This window comes from Butyrivibrio sp. INlla16, assembly GCF_900104155.1.
GTDB lineage: Bacteria > Bacillota > Clostridia > Lachnospirales > Lachnospiraceae > Butyrivibrio.
The window spans coordinates 29,974-54,942 of the sequence record NZ_FMYB01000005.1 but is presented as its reverse complement, the minus strand read 5'-3'; the positions used below and the strand labels follow the sequence as shown (position 1 = coordinate 54,942).

Below are 24,969 nucleotides of genomic sequence, written 5' to 3'. Positions count from 1 at the left end.
CATAAATTATTAATGCTTAAATTTGCGCCTTGACACTTGATTTTATGTAACTATAATAATCTTTAAACATTGGCGCGTTAAAGCGTTAAAACTAATCGGCTTAGAGATATTTTCATCCCTGAACTGATCTATAAAATATCAAAGGAGCATAGTTATTATGGGGAAAAAGAATTTAGACTGGTCAAGTATTGGATTTAATTATCATGTAACGGATTACCGCTATGTGTCTAATTTTAAAGATGGTAAATGGGATGATGGTGCCATTACAACGGATTCTAAAATTGTTTTGAGCGAGGATGCCGGAGTACTCCATTATGCACAGGAAGTATTTGAGGGACTTAAGGCTTATACAACAGAGGATGGCCATATCGTTTGTTTCAGACCGGATCTCAACGCAAAGAGAATGGTTGATTCAGCACAAAGACTTGAGATGCCGGCATTTCCTGAGGATAGATTCATCAAGGCTGTTGAGGAAGTTGTTAAAGCTAATGAGGACTGGGTTCCTCCTTTCGGAAGCGGAGCTACACTCTATATCAGACCTGTTATGTTTGCAACAGGTAATGTAATCGGTGTTAAGCCTGCTGATGAGTATCAGTTCAGAATCTTCGTTACACCTGTAGGTCCTTACTTTAAGGGTGGTGCTAAGCCAATCGTAGTAAAAATCAGTGATTTTGACAGAGCCGCACCGCATGGTACAGGTAACATCAAGGCTGGTCTTAACTACGCTATGAGTCTTCATGCTATTGTAACCGCACATGAGGAAGGCTTCGCTGAGAACGTTTATCTTGATGCTCAGAACAGAACTTACATTGAAGAGACAGGTGGAGCAAATATCCTGTTTGTAGATGAAAACGGTAATCTTGTTGTTCCGAAGTCCTTTACCGATTCAATTCTTCCTTCGATCACAAGAAGATCAATTGTTCAGGTAGCTAAGGATTATCTTGGACTTACAGTAGATGAGCGTCCTGTACGTCTTGATGAGGTACACAACTTCAAGGAGATGGGTCTTTGCGGAACAGCTGCAGTTATCAGTCCCGTAGGCAAGATCAATGACCACGGCAATGAGATTTGCTTCGAGTCCGGCATGGAGAAGATGGGCCCCGTTATCCAGAAGCTCTACGATACCCTCACCGGTATCCAAATGGGCGAAATCGAAGCTCCTGAAGGCTGGGTTCATGTTATAAAATAATAAATAAGGTCGAACACTGCTTATTGCTTGTTATTAGGCGAATATATGTGATATTTGTTTGCGTGGAACTATACATTCCAAAGCTGACAAAGTATCACATATATCCGCCTTATCCAATCAATCTGCAGCGTTCGACCTTTTCTATTATATAAACTTTCTATATAATTATTTTATGTCCCTGTTTCCTTGAGGAGATGGGGCGTTTTTTGTTGATTACATTATAAGTTGGGCAATGAATATGAAAGAAAAAAATAAGAAAGTAAAAAGTTATGCGTTATTAGTGGGAGTGGTTTTATTAGCTTTGTTGATTATGTTGATTAACAGGGTTAATTCGAGGAATGGCGAGCTTGTGGTGGTTTCGGTTGATGGGGAAGTGGTAAAGGAATTGGCCATTGATGTTGATGATGAGTTTGAAGTCACCGGGTTTGATGGTGGTAAAAATAAGGTTGTTGTCATGGATGGAGTTTGTTATGTAAATGAGGCTGATTGCCCTGATAAACTGTGTATTAAGCAGGGGAAAATTTCAAAGATCGGGGAGTCGATAATATGTCTGCCGCACAGAGTTGTTGTTACTATAAAGGGTAGTGAAGAAAAGGGTGAACTCGACAGTATGTCGAAATAATCTGATTAAATGCTTGAAGGATTGTTATGAAAACAAAAAAGCTTGCACTGCTTGGGCTTCTTTTGGCCTACGCGATGATTTTATCATATATAGAGAGTTTAATTCCGTTTTTCGGAGGTGTTCCTGGGATGAAGCTTGGACTTCCGAATATGGCAATCGTATATTTGATCTACAGTTATGGGAATAAGGAAGGGGCAGTTGTAAACCTGTTAAGGATTGTGCTTACTGGTTTCTTGTTCGGAAGTATGTTTGGCATACTTTTTTCTATTGCAGGAGCTGTGATTAGCTTTATTGTCATGTGTGTTGTTAAGAAGACAGATATTTTCGATGTGAGAGGAGTAAGTATTTGCGGCGGTGTTGCGCATAACATCGGTCAGCTTCTTATTGCTGCATTTGTGGTCAAAACCTCCGGAATAATCTACTATTTGCCGCTTCTTTTGATCTCAGGTGCGCTGTGCGGCTTTTTAAATGGTTTAATAGCCGATTATATGCTTAAATACAGCAAGATTTTATGAACGTTTTAAGAAAACTTTATAATGTGCTTACCTAAAAACACTTATAATTTATTTGTGGAATTATGATGTAATCTATTGATTTTTCTGTTAACTTATGAGGGTTTTTCGGTGAGGAAAAGTAAAAGTACAGCCGGAATAATTATAATTGTATTAATAGCTCTGATATTCGTTACTCTGATAAACACTTTTCTTGTATTTAATATGACAGCTGAAGAAACGAGAAATGCCGGTGCTTATCAGCTGGAGAGTATTATTGCAGAGCTTGATAAAGGTATAATTACCGCAAAAAATCATGCATCCGAAATAGCCATTGAAGTTTTGCCAATATTAGATGATAAAGATGCTTTGGAAAGATACATTTATGCAAAAAAAGATGCAATTTTCAAAGACTCCGATGGCGTTGGTTTTAACGTTTACATTGCGGGAAAAGACTATGAAATTATTCCGGATCTTGATGAAACAGATGGTTATAATGTCAAGGACAGAATTTGGTATCTGGGAGCCGTTAACAATAACAAACAGGTTTATGTAAGCGACCCGTATGTTGATGCGGTAACAGGTCAGATTTGCTATACGGTTTCAAAAGAGCTGCTTGTAGACGGAACAGTAATTGCCATAGATTGTTCTTTAAATAAAATTCAGAAAGAAATCGAGCAGATTGCCATTGCAAACAATAATACTGCGGTAATGGTTTCCGGAGATGGTGTTATTGCAGGTTGCAGCAATAAGGAAGATGTGGGCTTTAAACTTCAGGATACATATCCTGAACTTGCCGGGGTTTTTGATCATGCAAAAACGTCGGATAATACAGTTTCGTCGAGGATCAAAAACGGACTTTTTAATGATAATCTTTTTGCCACCGGTACTGATTTTGGGTGGTATCTTATAGTTTGTATCAATGACTGGGAATTATATCATGACTCTTATTTGTGGCTTTTAGCCGCGATTATTCTCAATGCTATTCTTTTTGTAATTATTTTTGTCCTTTACTTTGTAAGCAAGAAAAATGAGCAAAAAGCTCAGGAAGCGCTAGAATCAAAGGATAAATTCCTGAGGGCTGTTTCAGGAGACTTAAAATCACCCTTAAATACAATAATTAACAATTCAACCTCAAAAGCTTTTGATGAAGATAAAAATTATGAAGCGAGATTTGAGGCTATTCAAGATGCAACAAAACAGCTTTCCGAAAGCATTCAGCAGATAATCAGTTATTCAAATTTTGTAAAAGAGGAAAAACAGAAACGCAATACTCAAAGTGTAAAAAAATATACAAAAGTCAGCAGCAGGTTCAGGAATCTCATCATATCTCTGATGGCCCTTACAATGCTAATCAGTGCCCTTTCAATCAGCTGGATGACCTCAAGATGGTGTAAGGCACGTATGCGCGAAATGGTCGGCGAATATAATAATCAGGTTTCGGAATGGGTTGTTACACAAGAGAGCATTCTTGATATGTTCTGTGCAGATATATCAACAAAACCCGATATTCTTGATAATTACGATAATACAGTAGATTATCTTGAAAGAATAACCGCGCAATATGAACAGATATCAGCAACTTATATTGCAAATAAAGAGTTCAATCCTACGGTCTATATGAATAACGGTTGGAAGCCCGACAGCAATTTTAAGGTTGAAGACAGACAGTGGTACATGGATAGTATCAATTCTGATCAGGAGACATGTATTTCAAGTCCTTATATGGATGCGAAGACAGGATATTACTGTGTAACAATTTCGAAGGCTGTCTATGACAACAATACAGGAAAATTCCTAGGGGTATTTGGTATAGATTTTTACATGGATAAGCTTATAGATATCCTTGGAAAATCCTATGATGACAAAAACTATGCATTCCTTACCGATACAAGAGGCATGATTATCAATCATCCAAACGGATCTTATCAAATGCGGGAAGGAAAAACTACTAATATTGCAAAGCTGCCTTATGCAAAAGCCCAGACAAACGGCGAAAGTATAATGATATTTAAGGATTATGATAATGATCTTAAAGTTTTACTTGCAGTTGAGAATGAGTATTCCGGCTTTAAGGTTTATATTGTGTTCTATTTCCTTAGCATTTACGGAAGGACCATACTATACGGTACAATTGCATTCTTGTCATCACTTATATGTGTGATAGCTGTGTACAGGCTGCTTGGAGGACTGCTTACGTGGCAGGAGGAGATGAACAGCCAGTTGCAGGAGGCCGCTGACAGTGCGATTGCAGCAGGAAAAGCAAAGAGTGACTTCCTTGCAATGATGTCACATGAAATTCGAACTCCTATCAATGCCATTATTGGAATGAACGAGATGATCCTCCGAGAAAATCCGGGATCAGAGATAAAGGGTTATGCAAGCAAGATAAGAAGCGCCTCTAAGACACTTCTTAGTTTAATTAACAGTATTCTTGATTTTTCAAAGATCGAGGAAGGAAAACTCGAGATTATCTGTGTTAATTATGAAACAAGGACACTTTTAAATGATGTCATAAACATGATAAGTCCCAGATTTAAAAATAAAGATATTGAACTTAAGCTTGAGATTGATCCGGATATACCGAGAGGGATGTATGGTGATGACGTCAGAATAAAGCAGATTATCCTGAACATTCTTACCAATGCCGTAAAATATACGGAGAAGGGTTCTGTTACCCTGTCTGTTTCTGCGGAAAATTACGATAAAGAGCACACTATTCTGAAAGTAAAGGTTACTGATACCGGTATAGGTATTAAGGATGTTGATCTTGATAAACTGAATGCTCTTTTCCAGAGACTTGATGAAAAGAGAAACCGAAATATTGAGGGCACGGGGCTTGGTATTGCTATTGTTACAAGTCTTCTTAAAATGATGGGCAGTCATCTTGAGGTTAAGAGCGTATACGGCGAAGGTTCGGAATTTTCATTTGACCTCAATCAGAAGGTAACCGATTGGGGTTATCTCGGAGATTTCGATATTTCCACTGCTGTTACCGATGAGCAGGATACTACCGAGAAATATCTTGTTGCTGACCATGCTGATATCCTTGTTGTTGATGATAACGAAATGAACCTTGCGGTTATAAAAGGTCTCCTTAAAAGAAATAAGATTTCTCCCGACTTTGCAACATCAGGAGCCCAGTGTATAAGTGAGGTCAGAAAAAAGCATTATGATATCATCCTTCTCGATCATATGATGCCAGAAATGGATGGTATTGAGACTTTACAAGAATTAAAGAAAGAGAATTTATTACGGAAAGATACCACAGTTATTGCACTTACTGCAAATGCTGTTGTCGGAGCAAGAGAAGAATATATTGCAGCAGGTTTTCATGATTATCTGTCAAAACCCGTCGACCCGGCAGCTCTTGAAAAAATGCTTGGTAAATATCTTCCAGATTTCAAAATGTCATACGAAGAAGTCATTACCGAAAAGGAGTCGGAGCCCGAAAAAATCCTATCATCAAATGATGATATTCAAGACGATGACATTATTGAGTTTATGCCCGGACAATCTATATTTGAATCAAAAGCCCATCAGGATAATGCTTCCGATAATATGAAAAAGCTTAGAAAGCTTTCATATCTGAATATAGATGAGGCTATTTCATTATGTGGTTCTGAGGATGCCTATATCACCATTCTTCAGATGTTTATACGAACTGCAGATGTAAAAAAGAAGAGAATAAAAGAACTCTATGAGAAAAAAGATATTAAGAATTATATAATTGAGCTGCATGTGCTTAAGAGTTCAACTAAACTTCTTGGAGCTGAGGAATTCAGCGAACTCGCCAAAGAACTGGAATTTGCAGGAAAAGATAATAATTTATCGATAATTGATGAAAAAACAGAAAAAATCTTTGAATGGTATGATAAAATTGAAGATGAAATTAGTTCAATTATTTAATGGTACTTTTTTCGGAGGAGTTGAAAATGGCTGGTTGGGTTTTTGTGGTCGATGATGACATGACCAATCTGCTTGCAGCAGGTAATATTCTTAGCCAGAATAATATACGTGTCACTGCGATCAAATCAGGAAAAAAGCTTCTTGCTCATTTAAAGAACAATAAACCTGATCTGATTCTACTGGACATTCTTATGCCTGAAATGGATGGCTTTGAGACCTATGAGAGACTTCGCAAACAGGAAAAGGTCAGAGGTGAAGAGGAAACCCCTGTAATCTTTTTAACTGCCGACGAAGATAAAAACTCAGAGAACAGAGCCCTCCAGCTTGGTGCGGTCGATTATATCCATAAGCCTCTTAATGAAGATGTACTTCTTAAAAGAATTTCCAATGTTCTTGAAAACACTTCAAGAATTAAGGAACTTATTAACGATGCGACGATAGACGGTCTTACCGGTTTTTTAAATAAATCGGCTGTTAATGAAAAAATGATATCCGTATGTAAGGAAACAGACGGAGCTTTAATGATTCTTGATATCGATAATTTCAAGAAGGTTAACGATCTTTACGGGCACGACAAGGGAGACCTTGTCCTTAAAGCATTTTCAGATATTATTAAAACCAATACTCGTGAGCAGGATATCATCGGCAGAATAGGCGGCGATGAATTTGTCATTTTCCTAAAAAACTTTAAGGGAGAAAATGGTATCAGCTCTCTGAATGAAAGAATCAATCAGCAGTTTGCTGTCAAAATGCATGAGATGGTAGGAGATACGCTGCCGTTTAATATTGGCGTATCCATAGGTGTATCCTTTATTCCGAACGACGGTAGAGACTACGACCTGCTTTTCAGAAAGGCGGATACCGCGCTTTATCAGGTTAAGCAGCATGGTAAGCATGGCTACAATATTTTCTCGGATTCCATGAAACAGGTTATTGAATATGATGTTGCTTCCAAGGACGAGATAGACAGAATCAGTAATTTGTTAAAGGAAAACGAAACCTATAACAGCGCAATGTGGATAGGGCAGGATGCGTTCAGCCACATTTACAGATATATGTTGCGATATATCAGAAGCTATAACGGTACCGCATATAAAGTGCTCTTTAATGCGACGCCCGTTTCATCTGATATGACTAAAGTTGAATTTACCGAATGCATGAAGAAATTCGGTACGTTTTTATCGAATTCACTCAGAAAGAGTGATGTCATGATGCAAAACGGTGTAAATGAGTTTTTCCTGTTTTTGCCGGATATTGACGAACAATATATCGATAATGTTATTGGAAGACTGATTAGTTCCTGGCAAACACTTGATTTTTCTTCAAAAATAAATGTCTCCTATGAGACAGAGATCATCTCTTCCAACAGTGAAAATGATGGTAAGAGAAGATCCGGGGATTTTTCAAATAAGTAAATATTTCCAAAAAAATAATTTAATTGGAGCTCTTTAATAATGATTGCTTTTGTTAACGGAATACTGGATGAAAAAAGAGATCTGCAGGCAATTATAGATGTCGGAGGTATTGGCTATAATGTCAATATCTCTGCTTATACTGCAGACAGACTTCCTTCTAAGGGAGAACCGATAAAACTTTATACATATATGAGTGTTCGTGAGGATGCCATGAATTTGTACGGATTTCTTACAAGAGATGAGCTTGAATTTTTCAAGCTTCTTATTAGTGTGAGCGGCATTGGCCCCAAAGGAGGGCAGGCAATTTTATCAGTCATGACACCGGATGACCTGAGATTTGCAATTGTTTCAGGTGATTCCAAAGCAATAAGCAAGGCTCCCGGAGTTGGTAAAAAAACAGCGGAACGACTTGTCCTCGAACTAAAGGATAAAATTTCCGATGATGATATTTTGTCCGGAAAAGCCGGTGGAAACGGTGGGAATATATCGGTTCCCGGAGCTGATGAACCTTCAAATGAGGCAGTTGAAGCACTTGTAAGTCTTGGCTATGGTCTATCTGAAGCTTCTCGTGCTGTAAGGAAAGTCATTGGAGATGGCGGTGCAGCTGCAGAAGATACTGAGGGTATTCTTAAGCTTGCATTAAAAGAGCTAATTTAAGAGGATATAAAAAGGTATGGAAAAAAGAACAATAAGAACCTCTGCAGAGCGGGGCAACGGTGCCGTTAATGCAGAGGTAATTGATGAAGACAAAAAAATAGAGGGATCTCTTCGCCCGAAGAGACTGGCTGATTACATTGGTCAGTCGAAAATCAAGGAAAATCTTGTGGTTTCTATAGAAGCCGCAAAAAAGAGAAATCAAAGTCTTGATCACATCCTTCTCTATGGACCTCCCGGACTTGGTAAAACTACGCTTGCTGAGATTATTGCAAATGAAATGGGTGTACATTGCAAAGTAACAAGCGGACCTGCAATCGAAAAGCCCGGAGAAATAGCAGCAATCCTAAATAATCTTAAAGAGGGTGATGTACTTTTTATTGATGAGATTCACCGACTAAACAGGCAGGTGGAAGAGGTTCTTTATCCTGCAATGGAAGATTTCAAAATAGATATTATGATCGGAAAAGGACCGACTGCAAGATCTATAAGACTAGATCTTCCTCATTTTACTCTTATAGGAGCCACTACAAGAGCAGGTATGCTTACAGCTCCGCTTCGCGACAGATTTGGAATGCTCTATAAAATGGAGTTCTATGAGACACCTGAACTCATGCAAATAATTATGCAATCAGCAAAGGTACTTGGAGTTGAAACCATGGAAGACGGTGCACGTGAAATGGCAAGAAGAAGTCGCGGTACACCAAGAATCGCCAATAGAATTCTTAAGAGGGTGCGTGACTATGCCCAGGTTCGATATGATGGTGTGATCACAGAAGAAGTTGCCAAGACAGCTCTGGATCTGATGGATGTAGATAAACTGGGGCTTGACCATAACGATAGGACACTTCTTCTTACACTTATAGAAAAATTTGGCGGAGGTCCTGCCGGTCTTGATACACTGGCGGCTTCAATAGGAGAGGACCCCGGTACTATTGAGGATGTATATGAGCCTTATCTTTTGAAAAACGGTCTTATAAACAGAACCCCGAGAGGAAGAGTTGTTACAGACCTTGCATATGCACATCTTGGGCTCACAGGGATGACAAATACATGATGTTGTGGTATATTTATTATTAAATAACATCCAATACTATTGCTAATCCTTACTTCTAAGTTATATAATTTAATACATATTTAGTTTTAAGGTGGGGAGGAAAACTATGGCTTCTAAGACAGATACAGAGGTAATTATAGGCGGTAAGGTCTTTACACTTAGTGGATACGAGAGTGAAGAATATCTGCAGAAGGTTGCTTCTTATATCAACAATAAGATAGCTGATTACAACAAGATGGACGGCTTTAAGAGACAGCCCGTGGATACACAGAATGTTCTGCTTCAGCTCAATATCGCAGATGACTATTTCAAAGCAAAGAAACAGGTAGAAATGCTTGAAGGTCAACTCAGTGATAAGGAAAAAGAACTTTACGATATAAAACATGAGCTGATTGCTACTCAAATAAAGCTTGAAAACACAGAGAAAAATGTTAAGAATCTTCAGTCTGACATTTCAGAGGATTCAAGAAAGATAATCCAGATGGAGACAGAGCTTAAAACTCTGAAAAAGTAATATGAGGCTGCCGATTGGCAGCCTTTTTCATCTTAAGGAAAGGTTTATCTATGGATAAAGTAGAATTGCTTGCTCCCGCCGGCAATTATGAGACCATGATTGGTGCCTTTAACGCTGGTGCTGATGCTGTATATCTTGGTGGTCGGGGCTTTGGCGCAAGAGCTTTTGCAGACAATTTCACAGATGAAGAAGTGATTAAGGCTATTCGCTATGCCCACTTGATTGGAAAAAAGATTTACCTCACTGTAAATACTCTTCTAAAGGAAAAAGAAATTCCTGCTTTTATAGATTTTTTTGCACAATTTGCTTATGCCGGCCTCGATGGTGCAATAATTCAGGATCTTGGTATATTCCGGATTATAAGGGAGACTTTCCCCTGGGTAGAATTGCATGTCAGTACGCAGATGACAATTACGGGTAATGCCGGAGCATCGCTTCTTATGGAACTTGGAGCTTCAAGAGTAGTACCCGCGAGAGAGCTTTCTCTTGATGAAATCAGACAAATACATGATAATTGCAAATTTCCTGACGGACATAGCATAGAAATTGAAGCTTTTATACATGGTGCAATGTGTTACTGTTACTCCGGAGCATGCCTGTTCTCCAGCATGGTTGGAGAGAGGAGCGGTAACAGAGGACGTTGCGCACAGCCCTGCAGACTTCCTTACAGGACTTCTAAGAATACTGAATATTATGCACTCAGTCTTAAAGACATGTGCATGTTTGATCGTATTCCCGAGCTTATAGAAGCCGGCATCGATTCATTCAAGATAGAAGGAAGAATGAAAAAGCCCGAATATGCTGCTGGTGTTACTTCAATTTACAGGAAGCTTATAGATAATTACTATGATCAAAAAAGTTCTGCCAAGCCTTTTGAACCCGGTAAAATTCAGATAAAGGCGACATCCGTGGATAAAAGAATCCTTGCGTCTTTGTATCTTCGTTCTGAGACAGGGGAGGGATATTACTTTAAGCATAACGGAGCCGATATGGTTACACTTAACAGTCCTGCCTACAATGGCTCTGATGATGCTGTTCTTTGTGATATACGAAATAAATATCTTAACGGAGAGAAGAAACTACCGGTTTTTCTAAACTGTAAACTAATGGCCGGGAAAGAAGCTGAACTTAGTTTACGCCTGGAAAAATGCGCAGAAATAGATGAAAATTTATCTATAACAGCCATTGGAGAAATTGTGCAGACAGCTCAAAAAAGACCTATGTCTGCAACCGATATAGAAAAACAGCTCTCAAAGTTTGGAAATACTCATTTCGAACTTGTTGATAAAAAAATAGAAATAGACACAGATAATATCTTTATACCAAACAAGGCTTTAAATGAGCTGCGAAGAAATGCTGTATGTTTGCTTGAAGATGAAATATGCAAATTCAGAGGGTATTCAAATGAATATCAGAAGAAAGAATCTAAGTCGGATAAATCAGGATCTTTGACACCGAAGAAAAATGAAGGATTTTTGATCTCTGTATTAACAAAAGCGCAATTAGAAGAAGCTGTGAGATATTCGGAAGAATCTGAAAATGTTAATGCAATCTATATAGATAGCAGAATTGTCCTTTTAAACGATGAATTGCATTTATCATCTAAATGCAGAAATTATATTAGTCTTCCTTACATTACAAGAGATGAAAACTTCATTGATTGCAGGAAGGAGATAAAAAGCCTTCTTGATATTGCCGAAAGCAAAGATTATGACGGCGTGCTTGTCAGAAACCTTGAACAACTGAGTATTATTAAAGAATACAAGTTCAAGAAAGAAATAATAACTGATTACGGACTCTATATCTGGAATCATGAAGCTCTTTCTTCATATTGTGAAGTCCTTAAGGACTTATCGTTCGCTGGATTTAATCTTCCACTGGAGCTTAATCATCATGAAGCGGAAGACCTTTTGTCTTGTTTGTGTGAAGAAAAAACGATATCCATTGACGCTGATCAAAAAATCAGCGTAGGGACTATGATTTACGGAAGAGTTCCCATGATGCTAACTGCCAATTGCATTAAAAATACGCTAAAAGGTTGTACCGGTGACAGAGGAAAAGCTATCAACTATGAAAATGACAAGCTGATTGACAGAACCGGAAGAATACTACCTGTTACATGTGATTGCTTTCACTGTTATAATATTATTTGGAACAGTGTTCCTGTTTCACTCTTTAAGAAAATACATAAATTAAAGAGCATTGCTTCCAAATATTATGTTATTTATCGTCTTGATTTTACAACCGAAAAATCGGAAGAAGTAAGAGATGTGCTGTTTGCTTATAACAGCCTGTTTTTCGCTGCAGAATCAGACAAAAACAAATATGAAAATATATTATCCGCAAAAGACTACACTACAGGCCACTTTGAACGCAGTGCGGATTAATGGAAAATCAGACAGCTTATGGAATTATACCTGACAGAAATATCTAAATATGTGATTGCAGGAAGCATGGGAGCATATACGTTTTTCAGCTTCCTTGTTTTCATGTACAGAGGTGAAAAGAGAAGAAGCTGGATTTACTTACTCCAGATCATATCCCTATTTGCTACCCAGTTTGCATGCTTTATTCAGATTATTGCACAGACCGGAAGTAAACGTTATTTCTTTCTTCTGATGATACAGGCGCTTGTGCTTGCAAGCACAATATCGATGTTTCATATGGTTTATCCCGATGGAAACAGGCTGATTATCAACAACATGTGCATGATGCTTATGGTCGGGATGATAATGATTACGCGAATATCTTATGGGAAAGGAATACGACAATTCATTATCTCAAGTGCATCATTGGTACTTGCCTTTGTCATACCGGAGCTGTTGTTCAGATTGGAGTTTTTGGAAAGAAGAGGCTATGTCTTTGCCGCAATTGGAATTTTAATTCTGGGGATTATTTTAATTTATGGTTCTGTTGTTAACGGCTCCAGAATAAGCTTTAGAATTGCCGGCTTATCATTCCAGCCGCAGGAGCTTGTAAAGATTATTTACGTCTTTTTTATAGCTTCCGTACTATCTTTAAATAAGGATTTTAAGACTGTTGCTCTAACTTCAGCGCTGGCCGCTGTTCATGTCATCATACTTGTTCTGCTTAAGGATCTTGGCAGCGCACTGATATTTTTTGTTGTGTATTTATGTGTACTTTTTGTAGCTACCGACAGTTATTTCTATTTGATATCAGGAATTCTTGCAGGATCTGTTGCAAGTGTTCTGGCATACAAGATTTTTCCGCATGTTCAGCAAAGAGTGCAGGCCTGGAGTGATCCGTGGACCACTATAGATTCAACCGGATATCAGATAACTCAGTCTCTTTTTGCGATAAGCGGCGGCGGACTATGGGGGCTTGGCCTTTACGGAGGAACTCCTTCCTCTATTCCTTATGTTGAAGAGGATTTTATGTTTGCCGCAATTGCCGAGGAAATGGGAATTATTTTTGCATCATGCCTTCTTGCGATTTGTGTGTCAACTTTTATCATGATACTTCTGGAAGCATATAAAATAAAAAATTCCTTCGGCAAACTATTATGTACAGGTCTTGGAATAACATATATTTTTCAGGTATTTCTTACTGTTGGCGGAGATTCCAAATTCATTCCGCTTACAGGAGTAACGCTTCCTCTCGTAAGCTATGGCGGTACCTCAGTAATGGTTACAATCATTATGTTTTCTCTAATTGAGGGGGAATGTCTTGTAAGAAGCGATGAGAGATATCAGGAATATTTGAAAAGAAAAAGGGAGAAGATAAATGCAGGAAAAAAATAAATCTTATCCCATAATTATAATCGGTGTTTTTACAGTGATCCTTTTTATATCCATGATTTCCTATATATCAATTTATGCTATTACCAATCACAGGGAGATGATGGATAACAGTTATAATGCACATCAGCAGCTTCTGAAAAAGCAAAATACCAGAGGCACAATCTACTCTGCTGACGGTCAGGCACTCGCAATTACATCAACCGATGAAGAGGGAAATGAAACGAGAGAGTATCCTTTTGGTAAAACTTTTTCTCATGTTGTGGGCTTTTCCGTAAATGGAAGGAGCGGAATAGAAGATCTTGCCAACTATTACCTTATCAATTCCAATGCAGCACTAAAAAGTAAAGCAGAAGCTAAGGAAAATGACAAAAAATTTCCCGGAGATGATGTATACACAACTCTTGATGTTGATTTGCAACAGACTGCCTATGAAGCTCTTTCTGCAAGAGATGGTGCAATAATAGTCACAGAAGTAAAAACAGGTAAGGTACTTGCTCTTGTTTCCAAACCGGATTTTGATCCTGCAACCATCCTAAAAGACTGGGATTCTATTACAAATGATAAAAGTAACACCCAGTTACTTAACAGGGCAACACAGGGGCTCTATCCTCCGGGATCAACTTTTAAGATTGTTACCTCTTTAGAATACTATCGCGAAATTGGCGAAGATTATAAAAATTATAAATTTAACTGTAATGGCAAATTTGCTTCAGGTGATGATGTTATCAGATGTTTTCATGGAGAGAATCATGGAAGCCTTGATTTTCCCTTGTCATTTGCCAAATCATGTAATTCATCTTTTGCTAATATTTCTTTGCAGCTGAACAGAGATGCTTTCGGGAAAACCTTAGATAAGCTTATGTTTAATAACGAACTTCCCTGGGATATGAATTACTCTGTATCTTCTGCAGTATGCGATAACGACCTGGGAGATGCCGATACTATGCAGCTTGGCATAGGTCAGGGTAAAACTCTTGTCACTCCGCTTCATATGAATCTGATTACAGCAGCCATTGCCAATAACGGTACCCTGATGAAACCATATCTCATCGATAGTGTTGTCAGTGCCGATGGAAAAAAGATTGAAACCTTTTCACCCAAAGCCTATAAAACACTTGTTTCTGAAGAAGAATCGGATTTTTTAAAGGAAATGATGCTTGGAGTTGTGAAAAAAGGTACCGCATCAAAACTAAAAGGTCTTTCATATAATGCTGCGGGTAAGACAGGCTCTGCGGAATTTAAAGATTCTGCATCAGATTCGCATGCATGGTTCACCGGCTTTGCACCTTATGAGGATCCTGAGATTGCGGTCACTATAATTGTTGAAAATGCAGGATCGGGCGGAGAATTTGCTGTACCTATCGCAAAAAGATTGTTTGATTGCTGTTTTAACGAAAAGTAAAATGTTATTTTTGATTGTTGGGAGGCTTTTTTGAGATTAAGGGGATGTTGTAATTTTTTCTCAAAATTATATATAGGCGATTCGATTAAGGATGCTCGCCTTGTAAAGTGGAAGCTAAAGCATGGTGCAGGACAGCTTTTCATATATGTTATTACCGCATCTGATATTCCGACGGGGCAGCTTGAAATAAAGCATTGTGCTTTCCTTAAACAGAAGTATTATTTGAGACATCCTGAATTTATATATGGAATCGCAGGAAGCTATAATGAAGCTTTGGATATTGTTGTAAAGATTTCCGAAGAAGCTTCAAAAAAGGGTATGGAAGGAGATATAAAAGGCTATCTTATCAGCCTTTTGGGGAATAACTGATGTCACTTTTTCTTACTATTCTTAAAATAATAGGAATAGTTTTGCTTTTAATACTTGGAGTATTGCTTCTGATTTTACTCCTTGTTCTTTTTGTACCCATCAGATACAAAGTGAATGCTTCTGTTAAAGAAACTGATCTTCAGACTGAAAAAGATAAGTTAAAAGAAAATGTCTCTGCCGATGTAAAATTCAGCTGGCTCCTGCATCTAGTGAGAGGAGGGATATCCTATCCCGATGATTTGGAGTTCAAGGTAAAGGTGTTATGTTTCACGGTATTTCCGCCGAAAAAGAAATTATCTGAAGAGAATGTTTCCGATGACGAAGCATTGGAAACGGAAAAAGAAAGCGGATTTGAAGATTCCACAGTAACAAGCGATGTGAAGAAAGAAGAAGTATCCGAAGAATCATCTTTCGAAGAACAATCCTCAGAAAATCCAAAAAAGGATTATGATAATCATTATAATAACGAAAATTCAAAAGCAGATAATTTTGAAACGGATGATTTTGATAATGAGGATAAAGGATTCCTGAATTTTCTGAAAAAAATATTGGATACTGTAATAAAAATAGTAAAAGTACCACAAGATGTATTTTTAAAAATCCAATATACAACATCTAGAATATGTGATAAGATAAACATGGTCAAAAATACGTTATCCAATGATATTTTCAAGCGTGCTTTCGAAGTCACAAAAAAGCAGCTTATCAAAGTCCTGAAGATGATTATTCCGAAACGTTTTAAGGCGGAATTTCTTATCGGACTTGAGGATCCGACAGTCACAGCTGATATCCTTTCGGCATATGGTGTGCTTTATCCGCTGCTTGTTAACAAAGTATATGTTGTGCCGGATTTTGAGAGACAGATATTGAAGGGTGATATCCATTTTAAAGGAAGGATAACAGTATTCAGAATCATCTGGGCTGCTGCAATTCTTTATTTTAATAAGGATGTAAAAAAGACATATAGAAGATTTAAACGAATTATAAATTCTTAATTGGGGAGAGTTTTTTATGGGAGATTCAAATTTTAATTCCGTTGTTGATTCTCTAATGAATGGCATGAATACAATTATGGGAGCCAAGACCGTAGTAGGTGAAGCCACTAAGGTCGGCGATACAATAATTGTCCCTCTCGTGGATGTATCCTTCGGAGTGGGTGCGGGTGCAAGTAATGCCGACAAGAAGAATTCAGGGGCCGGCGGTTTTGCGGCAAAAATGTCGCCAAGCGCGGTTCTTGTTATAAAAAACGGTCAGACAAAGCTTGTTAATATAAAGAACCAGGATGCGGTAACCAAGGTCCTTGATCTTGTTCCCGATATAGCTGACCGCTTCATGAATCGCGGCAATGACATGATGGATGATGACAGCGCGGTTGATATTGCCTTTCCTGAAGAAGAGAACCTGGAGTAGTTTTACGGTTTTAGGGGGTTCCGTATGGAAAAGTTTATTAGTGAAGAAAGAATCGACAAAGCAACCGAGGAAGAGCTCTTTGAGATGAGACTCTGGATTTATAAAGAAAGTCAGAGACTTGAAGCAGAGCAGAAGGCTGTCGACTCAAAAGTTGCTGAAATTGAAGCAAAAATGGAAAGATTCCGCGCAAAGTTTCAGTCTGAAAGAAGTCAGTTTGAGCATGACAAGCAAAAATTCAAGGATGATCAGGCTCTATTTGATCAGCAGATAGAGATCCTTAAGGACGGATTTGATAAGCTCAATGCAGACAAGAAGAAGCTGGAGCGGGAATGGAAGAAACTCGAACAGGAGAAGGGGTACCTGAGAGAGGATGAGTATAGCAGAGCGGAATTTTTCTTCCAGGGTGTCAATTCTCTTCTTGCTCTAAAGAAGAGATATCGTGATCTTATGAAGATATATCATCCGGATAATCTATGTGGTGATCATAAGCTCTGCGATATGATCAATGAAGAATATAATATTCTTCTTCGCCAATTTGATACTTATATGAAGGCTTAAATAGAAGATTATTAATTAAATAATTATTTTTTGCTTGCATTTGCTTACCATTTCTGATATCATGTGTGATGTTGCGAATATATTTATGTAGTTATTTATTCGCTTGATGCATTTGATTAAAATATGGCTTATAAGGAGGTGTCAAAGTGGCTAAGTGTGAAGTATGCGGCAAGAGCGTTCATTTCGGTAACAACGTAAGCCATTCCCATAGAAAGAGCAATAGAATCTGGAATGCTAACGTACATAAGGTTGCAGTTAAGGTTAACGGCGGTACTAAGAGAATGAACGTTTGCACAAGCTGTCTCAGATCCAAAAAGGTTGAGCGTGCTTAATTATTGCAGATGAGTATTAAAAGGATTCACGAAAGTGAGTCCTTTTTTTATCTTAGCAGATGGGTTTTGGTAGCAAAACTCTTTTTGACTTCTATTTTTTGCTTAATTAGTTTATAATCTGTTATATGCGATTTTAATGGAGGTGCAGTATGAAGTCTACTTCAATGAACACTCATATGGGAAGTATTGCAATTGATAATGAAGTAATTGCTCAGTACGCAGGCGCCGTTGCCAATGAATGCTTTGGTATTGTCGGCATGGCTAATGTAAATGTGGCTGAGGGACTTGTCAGTCTTCTGAAGAAGGACAACATCAAGAGAGGAATTAATGTTACTGTCGGAGCTAACAGAAAGCTTACACTTGATTTTCATGTAATCATTGCTTATGGCGTAAGTATTTCCGCTGTAACTGATAACCTTATAGATAATGTTAAGTACAAGGTTGAGGAATTCACCGGCCTTGAAATTGAGAAGATAAACATCTTCGTCGAAGGCGTTCGTGTCATCGACTAAGGTCAAGGAGGGTAGAATTTTGGCTAACACTATTAAAGCGTCTGATGTAAAGAAAATGTTTCTTGCAGGCGCAAGTAATTTGAATGCAAAAAAAGAGTGGATAAACGAGCTTAACGTTTTCCCTGTTCCTGACGGAGATACAGGAACAAATATGACAATGACTATCATGTCTGCTGCAAAGGATGTAAAGAACCTTCCGGAAGATGTTGATATGGGAAGCCTTTGCAAAAGTATTTATTCCGGCGCTATGCGCGGAGCCAGAGGTAACTCCGGCGTTATCCTTTCACAGCTTCTTCGTGGTTTTACAAAGGGTGTCCGTGATTATGATGAACTGGATGCTTCAATCATTGCAAACGCTTTTGATAAAGCAGTTGAGACTGCATATAAAGCAGTAATGAAGCCTAAAGAAGGAACAATTCTTACCGTTGCAAAGGGTGCTGCGGAAAAGGCTATGGAGTTAGCCAAGGAAGGCGCTGAAGATCTTGAGCCTTTCTTTGAAGAAATCATAAAGTACGGCGACGAAGTATTAAATAAAACTCCTGAGATGCTTCCTGTTCTTAAGCAGGCCGGCGTAGTTGATTCCGGCGGACAGGGTCTTATGCAGGTTCTTAAGGGAGCTCTTGATGCATATCTTGGAAAAAAGATTGATTACACAATAGATGAAGCAGCAGCAACACCGGTAGCATCAAAGGCTCAGGCAACAGCCGAAGTAGATATTAAATTTGGATATTGTACAGAATTTATAGTCCTTTTAAGTAAACCTTTAAATGTTAAGCAGGAAATAGATTTTAAGGCATTTCTGGAATCGATTGGCGATAGTATTGTTATGGTTGCCGATGATGAAATTTGCAAAGTTCATGTTCACAGTAATGATCCCGGACTTGCTATTCAGCGTGCTCTTATGTATGGCCAGTTATCAAACATGAAAATTGATAACATGAGAATGGAGCACCGTGAAAAGCTTTTCCACGAGACACAGAACGGAGTATATGCGGAAATAGATACTGAGATTAATGGAGCCGCTGAGTCAACTCCCACTTATAATAGAGATGATGATATTCCGCTGAAAGACCAGACTCCTGTTTCTGAAAAGAAAGCTGAGCCTGAGTTTGTTAATTCAGAGCACAAGGATATTGGATTTGTTGCAGTATGTGCAGGCGACGGTCTTGCAGAGATATTCAGAGGTCTTGGCGTTGATTATGTAATCGAAGGCGGACAGACTATGAACCCCAGTACAGAGGACATTCTCGATGCTGCATCCAGAGTCAATGCCGATACTGTATTTGTATTACCCAACAATAAGAACATAATACTCGCCGCTAATCAGGCAAAGATTATGATGGAAGATAAGGGTGACAATAAGAAAATTGTTGTTATTCCCACTAAGACTGTACCCCAGGGCATCACTGCTGCTATCAACTTCATGCCCGGAACGTCTGTAGAAGAGAATGAAGAGGGCATGAAAGAAGCTATTTCAACAGTAAAAACCGGTGAGGTTACATATGCTGTTCGCGATACGATGATAGATGATGTCACAATCAAACAGGGTGACTACATGGGAATCGGCGACAACGGAATTCTTGGAGTCGGTTCTGATATTGAAGATGTTACAGCGATGATGATCGATAAGATTGTAGATGACTCTACCGAACTTATCAGCCTGTTTTATGGTTCTGACATCAAGGAAGAAGAAGCAGCTGCTCTAAGCGATAGAATCAGTGCTAAATTCTCAGGCTGTGATGTTGAAGTTCAGTATGGTGGTCAGCCTATTTACTATTACATTGTGAGTGCGGAGTAATAAGATGGTAAATAAAAATCCATCCTTAATTGAACATGTATCTTCTTTAAAGGGCGTTGGCGATAAAAGCAGCGCCCTTTTTGAAAAGTGCGGAATAAAGACTGTAGAAGACCTTCTTTCATATTTTCCAAGAGATTACGATATCTGCGAAGAAATAAAAAATGTTTCAGACTTAGCTTCAGGAGAGATTAGTGCAGTCAGACTTACCGCTGTAGGTAATATTGCTGTTAAGAAAGTCCGAAATTTAAGCATTCTTACATTCAAAGCAGGGGATGTTACAGGCACATTACAAATCACGTATTTTAATATGCCTTTTATGAGGAACAATATCAAACCGGGAAAATATTATGTTTTCCGAGGTCTTGTTCAAAAAAAGGGTAATTCATTTGTTATGGAACAGCCCAAAATGTTCAAAACAGAGGACTATCTTGAAATTATGGGTTCTATGCAACCCAGATATCCGCTTGTCAAAGGGCTTTCCAATCAGCTTGTAATAAAAACCGTAAAGCAGGCAATTCCTTCAACTCCGTATTTGGAAGAGATGCTACCTTCATATATAAGAAGACAACTGGGGCTTATGGACTACTCAGAGGCAGTAAGGAAAATACATTTTCCTGCAAATATGGAAGAATTTTCTACTGCAAGAAGACGTATAGCATTTAATGAAATACTGGAATTTATTCTCAGACTGCGTTTTCTCAAGAGATATGAGGAACAGTCAATAAATGATTATAATTATAAATCAAGTGCACAGTCAGATTCATTAATTGACAGGCTTCCTTACAAGCTTACCGGAAAGCAGCTCGAAATATGGGCTGATATAAAAAGTGATCTGACCGGCAAAAATGTTATGAACAGACTGATACAGGGCGACGTTGGATCCGGAAAGACCATTCTTGCATTTTTATCGCTTCTTTTTACTGCCGAAAATGGCTATCAGGGTGCAATTATGGCACCCACAGAAGTTCTTGCCAGGCAACATTATGAAGGTTTCATAGAGATGAAAGAGCGGTATAATCTTCCAATTACACCTATTCTGCTTGTAGGTTCACTTTCTGTAAAGGAAAAAAGGATAGCACAGGAAGGTATCGAGAACGGTGATTATAATCTGATTATCGGTACCAATGCGCTTATACAGGAGAAGGTAAATTATAATAATCTTTCTCTTGTTATTACTGATGAGCAGCATAGATTTGGCGTCCAGCAAAGAGAAAGACTCTCTGAAAAAGGAAAAAATGTGCATATTCTTGCGATGAGTGCAACGCCTATTCCCAGAACGCTTGCAATTATTCTTTACGGAGACCTTCATATTTCTATACTGGATGAAATGCCAAAAGGAAGAATTCCTATTAAGAATTGTGTCGTTGGCACAGAGTATAGACCCACTGCTTATAAATTTATTGCGGATCAGGTCAAAAAGGGACATCAGGCATATGTAATATGTCCGATGATCGAAGAGGGCGAAACGGATGGGCTTGAAAATGTATCTGATTATACAGAAAAGCTTAGAGATTCCATGCCGTCTGATATTAGAATACGTACGCTTCACGGTAAACAAAAACCGTCCGAAAAAGAAAGCATTATGGAAGAGTTTGCAAGAGGTGAAATAGATATTCTTGTATCCACAACTGTCATTGAAGTCGGCATTAATGTTCCGAATGCAACTGTGATGATGATAGAAAATTCTGAACGTTTCGGTCTTGCACAGCTACATCAGCTTCGCGGAAGAGTTGGAAGAGGAAAGGACCAGTCATACTGTATTTTTATAAATACTTCCGGTCGCGAAGAAGCTAAACAAAGGCTTGATATAATGAATCATTCCAACGATGGTTTTGTCATAGCTGAAGAGGATTTAAAACAAAGAGGCCCGGGTGACTTATTCGGAATAAGACAAAGCGGAGAAATGTCATTCCACGTTGCTGATATTTATCAGGATGCAGCACTTATTAGGGAAGCAGCAGCACTTGCAGACAGGCTGCTTTCAGAAGATCCGGATCTTATCATGGAAGAAAACAGCCCATTAAAACAGTGGCTTATATCGAATTCATTTGACTTTACAGCATTATAAAAGTAAAATTTAGTAGAGTATGTGTTCGAATAATACAATATATTGTATATTTTCTCGGAGGATAACATGTCAAAAGTAGCAATCATAACAGATACAAACAGCGGAATTATGCCTGCAGATGGTGAAGCACTTGGAATAAAAGTAATTCCCACTCCCTTTATGATTGATGGTGTTGAGTATTTAGAAGGAATTAATCTTACTCAGGAGGATTTCTTCAAAAAGCTTGCAGATGGAGCCGATGTATCAACCAGCCAGCCCAGCCCCGGTGCTCTTCTTGAGCTATGGGATGCAATGCTTAAAGAATATGATGAGATTGTATATATACCTCTCAGCAGCGGCCTGAGCAGTTCATGCCAGACAGCAACCATGCTTGCATCCGATGATTATGAGGGCAAAGTATTTGTTGTCAATAATCAGAGAATCTCAGTAACAATGAGGCAGTCTGTTCTCGATGCGATAGAGCTTAGAGATAAAGGAATGAACGGCAAGGAAATAAAGGACAAGCTCGAAGAGGTTAAATTTGAGTCAAGTATTTATATTATGCTTGATACATTGTACTACCTTAAAAAGGGCGGAAGAATAACACCTGCCGCCGCAGCTCTTGGTACTTTGTTAAAACTTAAACCGGTTTTGCAGATCCAGGGCGAAAAACTTGATGCGTTTGCTAAAGCAAGAACTGCAACTCAGGGTAAGAATATTATGATTAATGCCATGCTCTCGGATTTTGAGAACAGATTTGGCGGAATTGATGCGCATGATGTTCACTTAAGCGGCGCCTACTCATATGATCTTGAAAAGGCAAACGAATTTAAAGGTGAGGTTGAAGCTGCTTTCCCAGGATATGAGATGCATATGGATCCGCTATCACTCGTGGTTTCCTGTCATATCGGGCCCGGAGCCTTGGCTATTGCTGCATCAAGAAAAATACATGTATAAAAAGTAAGAAAAAAGTTTTGTAAGGTTGGGAAGTTTTATGTCAGTAAATAATAACTATGATGCTTCAAGCATTACAGTTTTGGAGGGTCTCGAAGCCGTTAGAATGAGACCCGGTATGTATATAGGAAGTGTTTCAACAAGGGGACTTAATCATCTTGTCTACGAAATAGTGGATAATGCTGTGGATGAGCATCTTGCAGGATATTGCTCACAGATAACAGTGACACTCAATCCTGACGGAAGTGCTACGGTAGAAGATAATGGTCGTGGAATCCCTGTTGGTATGCATGCCAAGGGAATTACTGCAGAACGTGTTGTACTGACTATGCTCCATGCAGGTGGTAAGTTTGATAACGCTGCATACAAGACCAGTGGTGGACTTCACGGTGTAGGTTCTTCTGTTGTTAACGCTTTATCTACCTGGCTAAAGGTTCAGGTTAAAACCGATGGTCAGATCTATGAAGACGCTTATGAGAGAGGCGTTCCCACTGTCAAACTTAAGGATGGACTTCTTGAGCCTGTCGGTAAAACAAGAGAACATGGTACAACCATATCATTTTTACCCGATCCTACAATTTTCGAAAAAACCAGATTCAGAGAAGAGGATATAAAATCCAGACTTCATGAGACCGCTTATCTTAATCCGAATCTAACTATTATTTATATTGATGACAGACCGGGCACGGAGGAGTATATAGAATTCCATGAGCCTGAAGGCATTACCGGTTTTATCAGAGATATGAATAAGTCCAAGGAAGCAGTTACAGATGTAATCTTCTATAGCGGAGAGAGCGACGGAGTCTCAGTTGATGTGGCTTTTCAGTATGTCAACGAATTTCACGAAAACATTCTTGGCTTTTGTAATAACATTTATAATGCCGAAGGTGGAACACACCTCACCGGCTTTAAAACCATGTTTACAAATATTATCAATCAATACGCCAGAGAGATTGGTTCTCTTAAAGAAAAAGATGCCAACTTTAACGGTACTGATGTGCGAAACGGTATGACTGCCGTTGTCAGTATCAAGCATCCGGACCCAAGATTTGAGGGCCAGACAAAAACCAAGCTTGATAATCAGGATGCGGCCAAGATTGTTTCGCAGATTACCGGTGATGAAGTCACAAGATTTTTTGACAGAAATATTGAAGTATTAAAATCTATTATCGGTTGTGCCGAAAAGGCAGCAAAGATCAGAAAAACCGAAGAAAAAGCCAAGACGAATCTTTTAACAAAACAGAAATATTCATTTGATTCCAACGGAAAGCTGGCTAACTGCATTAGCAAGGATGCTTCAAAGTGTGAGATTTTCATCGTCGAGGGAGATTCTGCGGGCGGCAGCGCCAAGATGGCAAGAAACCGTGAATTTCAGGCTATACTTCCTATCAGAGGCAAGATTCTTAATGTTGAAAAGGCAAGTATTGATAAGGTGCTTGCCAATGCTGAGATCAAGACTATGATCAATGCGTTCGGATGCGGATTTTCAGAAGGCTACGGTAATGACTTTGATATTTCAAAGCTTCGCTATGACAAGATAGTTATCATGGCCGATGCCGATGTCGATGGTTCTCATATTGCGACGCTTTTGCTTACTCTGTTCTACAGATTCATGCCTGAGCTTATTTTCGAGGGGCATGTTTATATCGCCATGCCGCCTCTTTACAAGGCTATCCCAAGCAGAGGAAAAGAGGAATACCTCTATGATGATTCTGCTCTTGAAAAATACAGAAAAAATCACAAGGGACCTTTTACACTTCAGAGATATAAGGGTCTTGGAGAGATGGATCCCGAACAGCTTTGGGAGACAACACTTGATCCCGAGAATCGTATGATGAGACTCGTTGAGATTGAGGATGCCAAGATGGCATCACATATGACAGAGCTTCTTATGGGTAATGAAGTTCCGCCAAGAAGAGATTTTATTCATCAGCACGCGACCGATGCTGAGCTTGATATTTAAATATTTGCCTTC

The 24,969-nt window shown here is 38.7% G+C and carries 21 protein-coding genes; all 21 read left to right on the top strand.

Going from position 1 to position 24,969, the window contains the following annotated elements:
• Positions 1-157 precede the first annotated feature (157 nt).
• Complete coding sequence (locus BLR42_RS03825; RefSeq protein ID WP_091866793.1) at positions 158-1,189, top strand: branched-chain amino acid aminotransferase; 1,032 nt, start codon at positions 158-160, stop codon at positions 1,187-1,189.
• A gap of 232 nt (positions 1,190-1,421) precedes the next feature.
• Positions 1,422-1,811 carry a NusG domain II-containing protein gene (locus BLR42_RS03820; RefSeq protein ID WP_091866791.1) on the top strand — a complete coding sequence of 130 codons (390 nt, stop codon included), beginning with the start codon at positions 1,422-1,424 and terminating at the stop codon, positions 1,809-1,811.
• A gap of 26 nt (positions 1,812-1,837) precedes the next feature.
• Positions 1,838-2,326, top strand: coding sequence for a Gx transporter family protein (locus tag BLR42_RS03815; protein WP_091866789.1), 489 nt, complete (start codon positions 1,838-1,840; stop codon positions 2,324-2,326).
• 108 nt (positions 2,327-2,434) lie between these two features.
• Positions 2,435-6,211 carry a response regulator gene (locus tag BLR42_RS03810; RefSeq protein WP_091866787.1) on the top strand — a complete coding sequence of 1,259 codons (3,777 nt, stop codon included), beginning with the start codon at positions 2,435-2,437 and terminating at the stop codon, positions 6,209-6,211.
• 26 nt (positions 6,212-6,237) lie between these two features.
• On the top strand, positions 6,238-7,626 hold the full coding sequence (locus BLR42_RS03805) for a GGDEF domain-containing response regulator (protein ID WP_170832624.1): 1,389 nt from the start codon (positions 6,238-6,240) through the stop codon (positions 7,624-7,626).
• 39 nt (positions 7,627-7,665) lie between these two features.
• On the top strand, positions 7,666-8,283 hold the full coding sequence (gene ruvA, locus BLR42_RS03800; protein ID WP_091866783.1) for a Holliday junction branch migration protein RuvA: 618 nt from the start codon (positions 7,666-7,668) through the stop codon (positions 8,281-8,283).
• 16 nt (positions 8,284-8,299) lie between these two features.
• Entirely contained in the window at positions 8,300-9,337 is a 1,038-nt protein-coding gene (gene ruvB / locus BLR42_RS03795) for a Holliday junction branch migration DNA helicase RuvB (RefSeq protein ID WP_022759931.1), read from the top strand.
• A gap of 106 nt (positions 9,338-9,443) precedes the next feature.
• Complete coding sequence (gene zapA / locus BLR42_RS03790; protein WP_022759932.1) at positions 9,444-9,851, top strand: cell division protein ZapA; 408 nt, start codon at positions 9,444-9,446, stop codon at positions 9,849-9,851.
• A gap of 50 nt (positions 9,852-9,901) precedes the next feature.
• A complete protein-coding gene (locus BLR42_RS03785; RefSeq protein WP_091866781.1) occupies positions 9,902-12,238 on the top strand; it encodes a peptidase U32 family protein in 2,337 nt (778 codons plus the stop codon).
• 18 nt (positions 12,239-12,256) lie between these two features.
• On the top strand, positions 12,257-13,612 hold the full coding sequence (locus tag BLR42_RS03780) for an FtsW/RodA/SpoVE family cell cycle protein (RefSeq protein WP_091866778.1): 1,356 nt from the start codon (positions 12,257-12,259) through the stop codon (positions 13,610-13,612).
• Positions 13,596-15,014, top strand: coding sequence for a peptidoglycan D,D-transpeptidase FtsI family protein (locus BLR42_RS03775; RefSeq protein WP_091866776.1), 1,419 nt, complete (start codon positions 13,596-13,598; stop codon positions 15,012-15,014). The genes BLR42_RS03780 and BLR42_RS03775 overlap by 17 nt, the downstream gene beginning before the upstream one ends.
• A 30-nt stretch (positions 15,015-15,044) precedes the next feature.
• Entirely contained in the window at positions 15,045-15,383 is a 339-nt protein-coding gene (locus BLR42_RS03770; RefSeq protein ID WP_022759936.1) for a hypothetical protein, read from the top strand.
• Positions 15,383-16,378 (top strand): DUF2953 domain-containing protein, encoded by a 996-nt coding sequence (locus tag BLR42_RS03765; RefSeq protein ID WP_091866774.1) that lies wholly within the window; start codon positions 15,383-15,385, stop codon positions 16,376-16,378. Before BLR42_RS03770 ends, BLR42_RS03765 begins: the two co-directional genes overlap by 1 nt.
• Before the next feature lie 16 nt (positions 16,379-16,394).
• Positions 16,395-16,793 (top strand): GerW family sporulation protein, encoded by a 399-nt coding sequence (locus tag BLR42_RS03760; RefSeq protein WP_026497523.1) that lies wholly within the window; start codon positions 16,395-16,397, stop codon positions 16,791-16,793.
• Between the two features lie 24 nt (positions 16,794-16,817).
• Positions 16,818-17,351, top strand: coding sequence for a hypothetical protein (locus BLR42_RS03755; protein WP_091819434.1), 534 nt, complete (start codon positions 16,818-16,820; stop codon positions 17,349-17,351).
• A 146-nt stretch (positions 17,352-17,497) separates the two neighbouring features.
• Positions 17,498-17,683, top strand: coding sequence for a 50S ribosomal protein L28 (rpmB, locus tag BLR42_RS03750; RefSeq protein WP_022759940.1), 186 nt, complete (start codon positions 17,498-17,500; stop codon positions 17,681-17,683).
• A 149-nt stretch (positions 17,684-17,832) separates the two neighbouring features.
• The gene (locus tag BLR42_RS03745) at positions 17,833-18,195 is read left to right on the top strand and encodes an Asp23/Gls24 family envelope stress response protein (RefSeq protein ID WP_022759941.1); all 363 of its coding nucleotides are present in this window, start codon (positions 17,833-17,835) and stop codon (positions 18,193-18,195) included.
• 16 nt (positions 18,196-18,211) lie between these two features.
• Positions 18,212-19,993 (top strand): DAK2 domain-containing protein, encoded by a 1,782-nt coding sequence (locus BLR42_RS03740; protein WP_091866917.1) that lies wholly within the window; start codon positions 18,212-18,214, stop codon positions 19,991-19,993.
• Positions 19,994-19,997: 4 nt separating this feature from the next.
• Positions 19,998-22,061: an ATP-dependent DNA helicase RecG gene (gene recG, locus BLR42_RS03735; protein ID WP_091866772.1), complete on the top strand. Its 2,064-nt coding sequence runs from the start codon at positions 19,998-20,000 to the stop codon at positions 22,059-22,061.
• 66 nt (positions 22,062-22,127) lie between these two features.
• On the top strand, positions 22,128-22,997 hold the full coding sequence (locus BLR42_RS03730; protein ID WP_091866769.1) for a DegV family protein: 870 nt from the start codon (positions 22,128-22,130) through the stop codon (positions 22,995-22,997).
• A gap of 37 nt (positions 22,998-23,034) precedes the next feature.
• Positions 23,035-24,957, top strand: coding sequence for a DNA gyrase/topoisomerase IV subunit B (locus BLR42_RS03725; RefSeq protein ID WP_091866767.1), 1,923 nt, complete (start codon positions 23,035-23,037; stop codon positions 24,955-24,957).
• The last annotated feature ends 12 nt before the right edge of the window (positions 24,958-24,969 follow it).

Excerpts from the sequence above, each read along its gene's own strand:
- BLR42_RS03825 (WP_091866793.1), top strand. The coding sequence starts at position 158 with ATGGGGAAAAAGAATTTAGACTGGTCAAGTATTGGATTTAATTATCAT.
- BLR42_RS03820 (WP_091866791.1), top strand. The coding sequence starts at position 1,422 with ATGAATATGAAAGAAAAAAATAAGAAAGTAAAAAGTTATGCGTTATTA.
- BLR42_RS03815 (WP_091866789.1), top strand. The coding sequence starts at position 1,838 with ATGAAAACAAAAAAGCTTGCACTGCTTGGGCTTCTTTTGGCCTACGCG.
- BLR42_RS03805 (WP_170832624.1), top strand. The coding sequence starts at position 6,238 with ATGGCTGGTTGGGTTTTTGTGGTCGATGATGACATGACCAATCTGCTT.
- ruvA (WP_091866783.1), top strand. The coding sequence starts at position 7,666 with ATGATTGCTTTTGTTAACGGAATACTGGATGAAAAAAGAGATCTGCAG.
- ruvB (WP_022759931.1), top strand. The coding sequence starts at position 8,300 with ATGGAAAAAAGAACAATAAGAACCTCTGCAGAGCGGGGCAACGGTGCC.
- zapA (WP_022759932.1), top strand. The coding sequence starts at position 9,444 with ATGGCTTCTAAGACAGATACAGAGGTAATTATAGGCGGTAAGGTCTTT.
- BLR42_RS03785 (WP_091866781.1), top strand. The coding sequence starts at position 9,902 with ATGGATAAAGTAGAATTGCTTGCTCCCGCCGGCAATTATGAGACCATG.
- BLR42_RS03780 (WP_091866778.1), top strand. The coding sequence starts at position 12,257 with ATGGAATTATACCTGACAGAAATATCTAAATATGTGATTGCAGGAAGC.
- BLR42_RS03775 (WP_091866776.1), top strand. The coding sequence starts at position 13,596 with ATGCAGGAAAAAAATAAATCTTATCCCATAATTATAATCGGTGTTTTT.
- BLR42_RS03765 (WP_091866774.1), top strand. The coding sequence starts at position 15,383 with ATGTCACTTTTTCTTACTATTCTTAAAATAATAGGAATAGTTTTGCTT.
- BLR42_RS03760 (WP_026497523.1), top strand. The coding sequence starts at position 16,395 with ATGGGAGATTCAAATTTTAATTCCGTTGTTGATTCTCTAATGAATGGC.
- BLR42_RS03755 (WP_091819434.1), top strand. The coding sequence starts at position 16,818 with ATGGAAAAGTTTATTAGTGAAGAAAGAATCGACAAAGCAACCGAGGAA.
- BLR42_RS03745 (WP_022759941.1), top strand. The coding sequence starts at position 17,833 with ATGAAGTCTACTTCAATGAACACTCATATGGGAAGTATTGCAATTGAT.
- recG (WP_091866772.1), top strand. The coding sequence starts at position 19,998 with ATGGTAAATAAAAATCCATCCTTAATTGAACATGTATCTTCTTTAAAG.
- BLR42_RS03730 (WP_091866769.1), top strand. The coding sequence starts at position 22,128 with ATGTCAAAAGTAGCAATCATAACAGATACAAACAGCGGAATTATGCCT.
- BLR42_RS03725 (WP_091866767.1), top strand. The coding sequence starts at position 23,035 with ATGTCAGTAAATAATAACTATGATGCTTCAAGCATTACAGTTTTGGAG.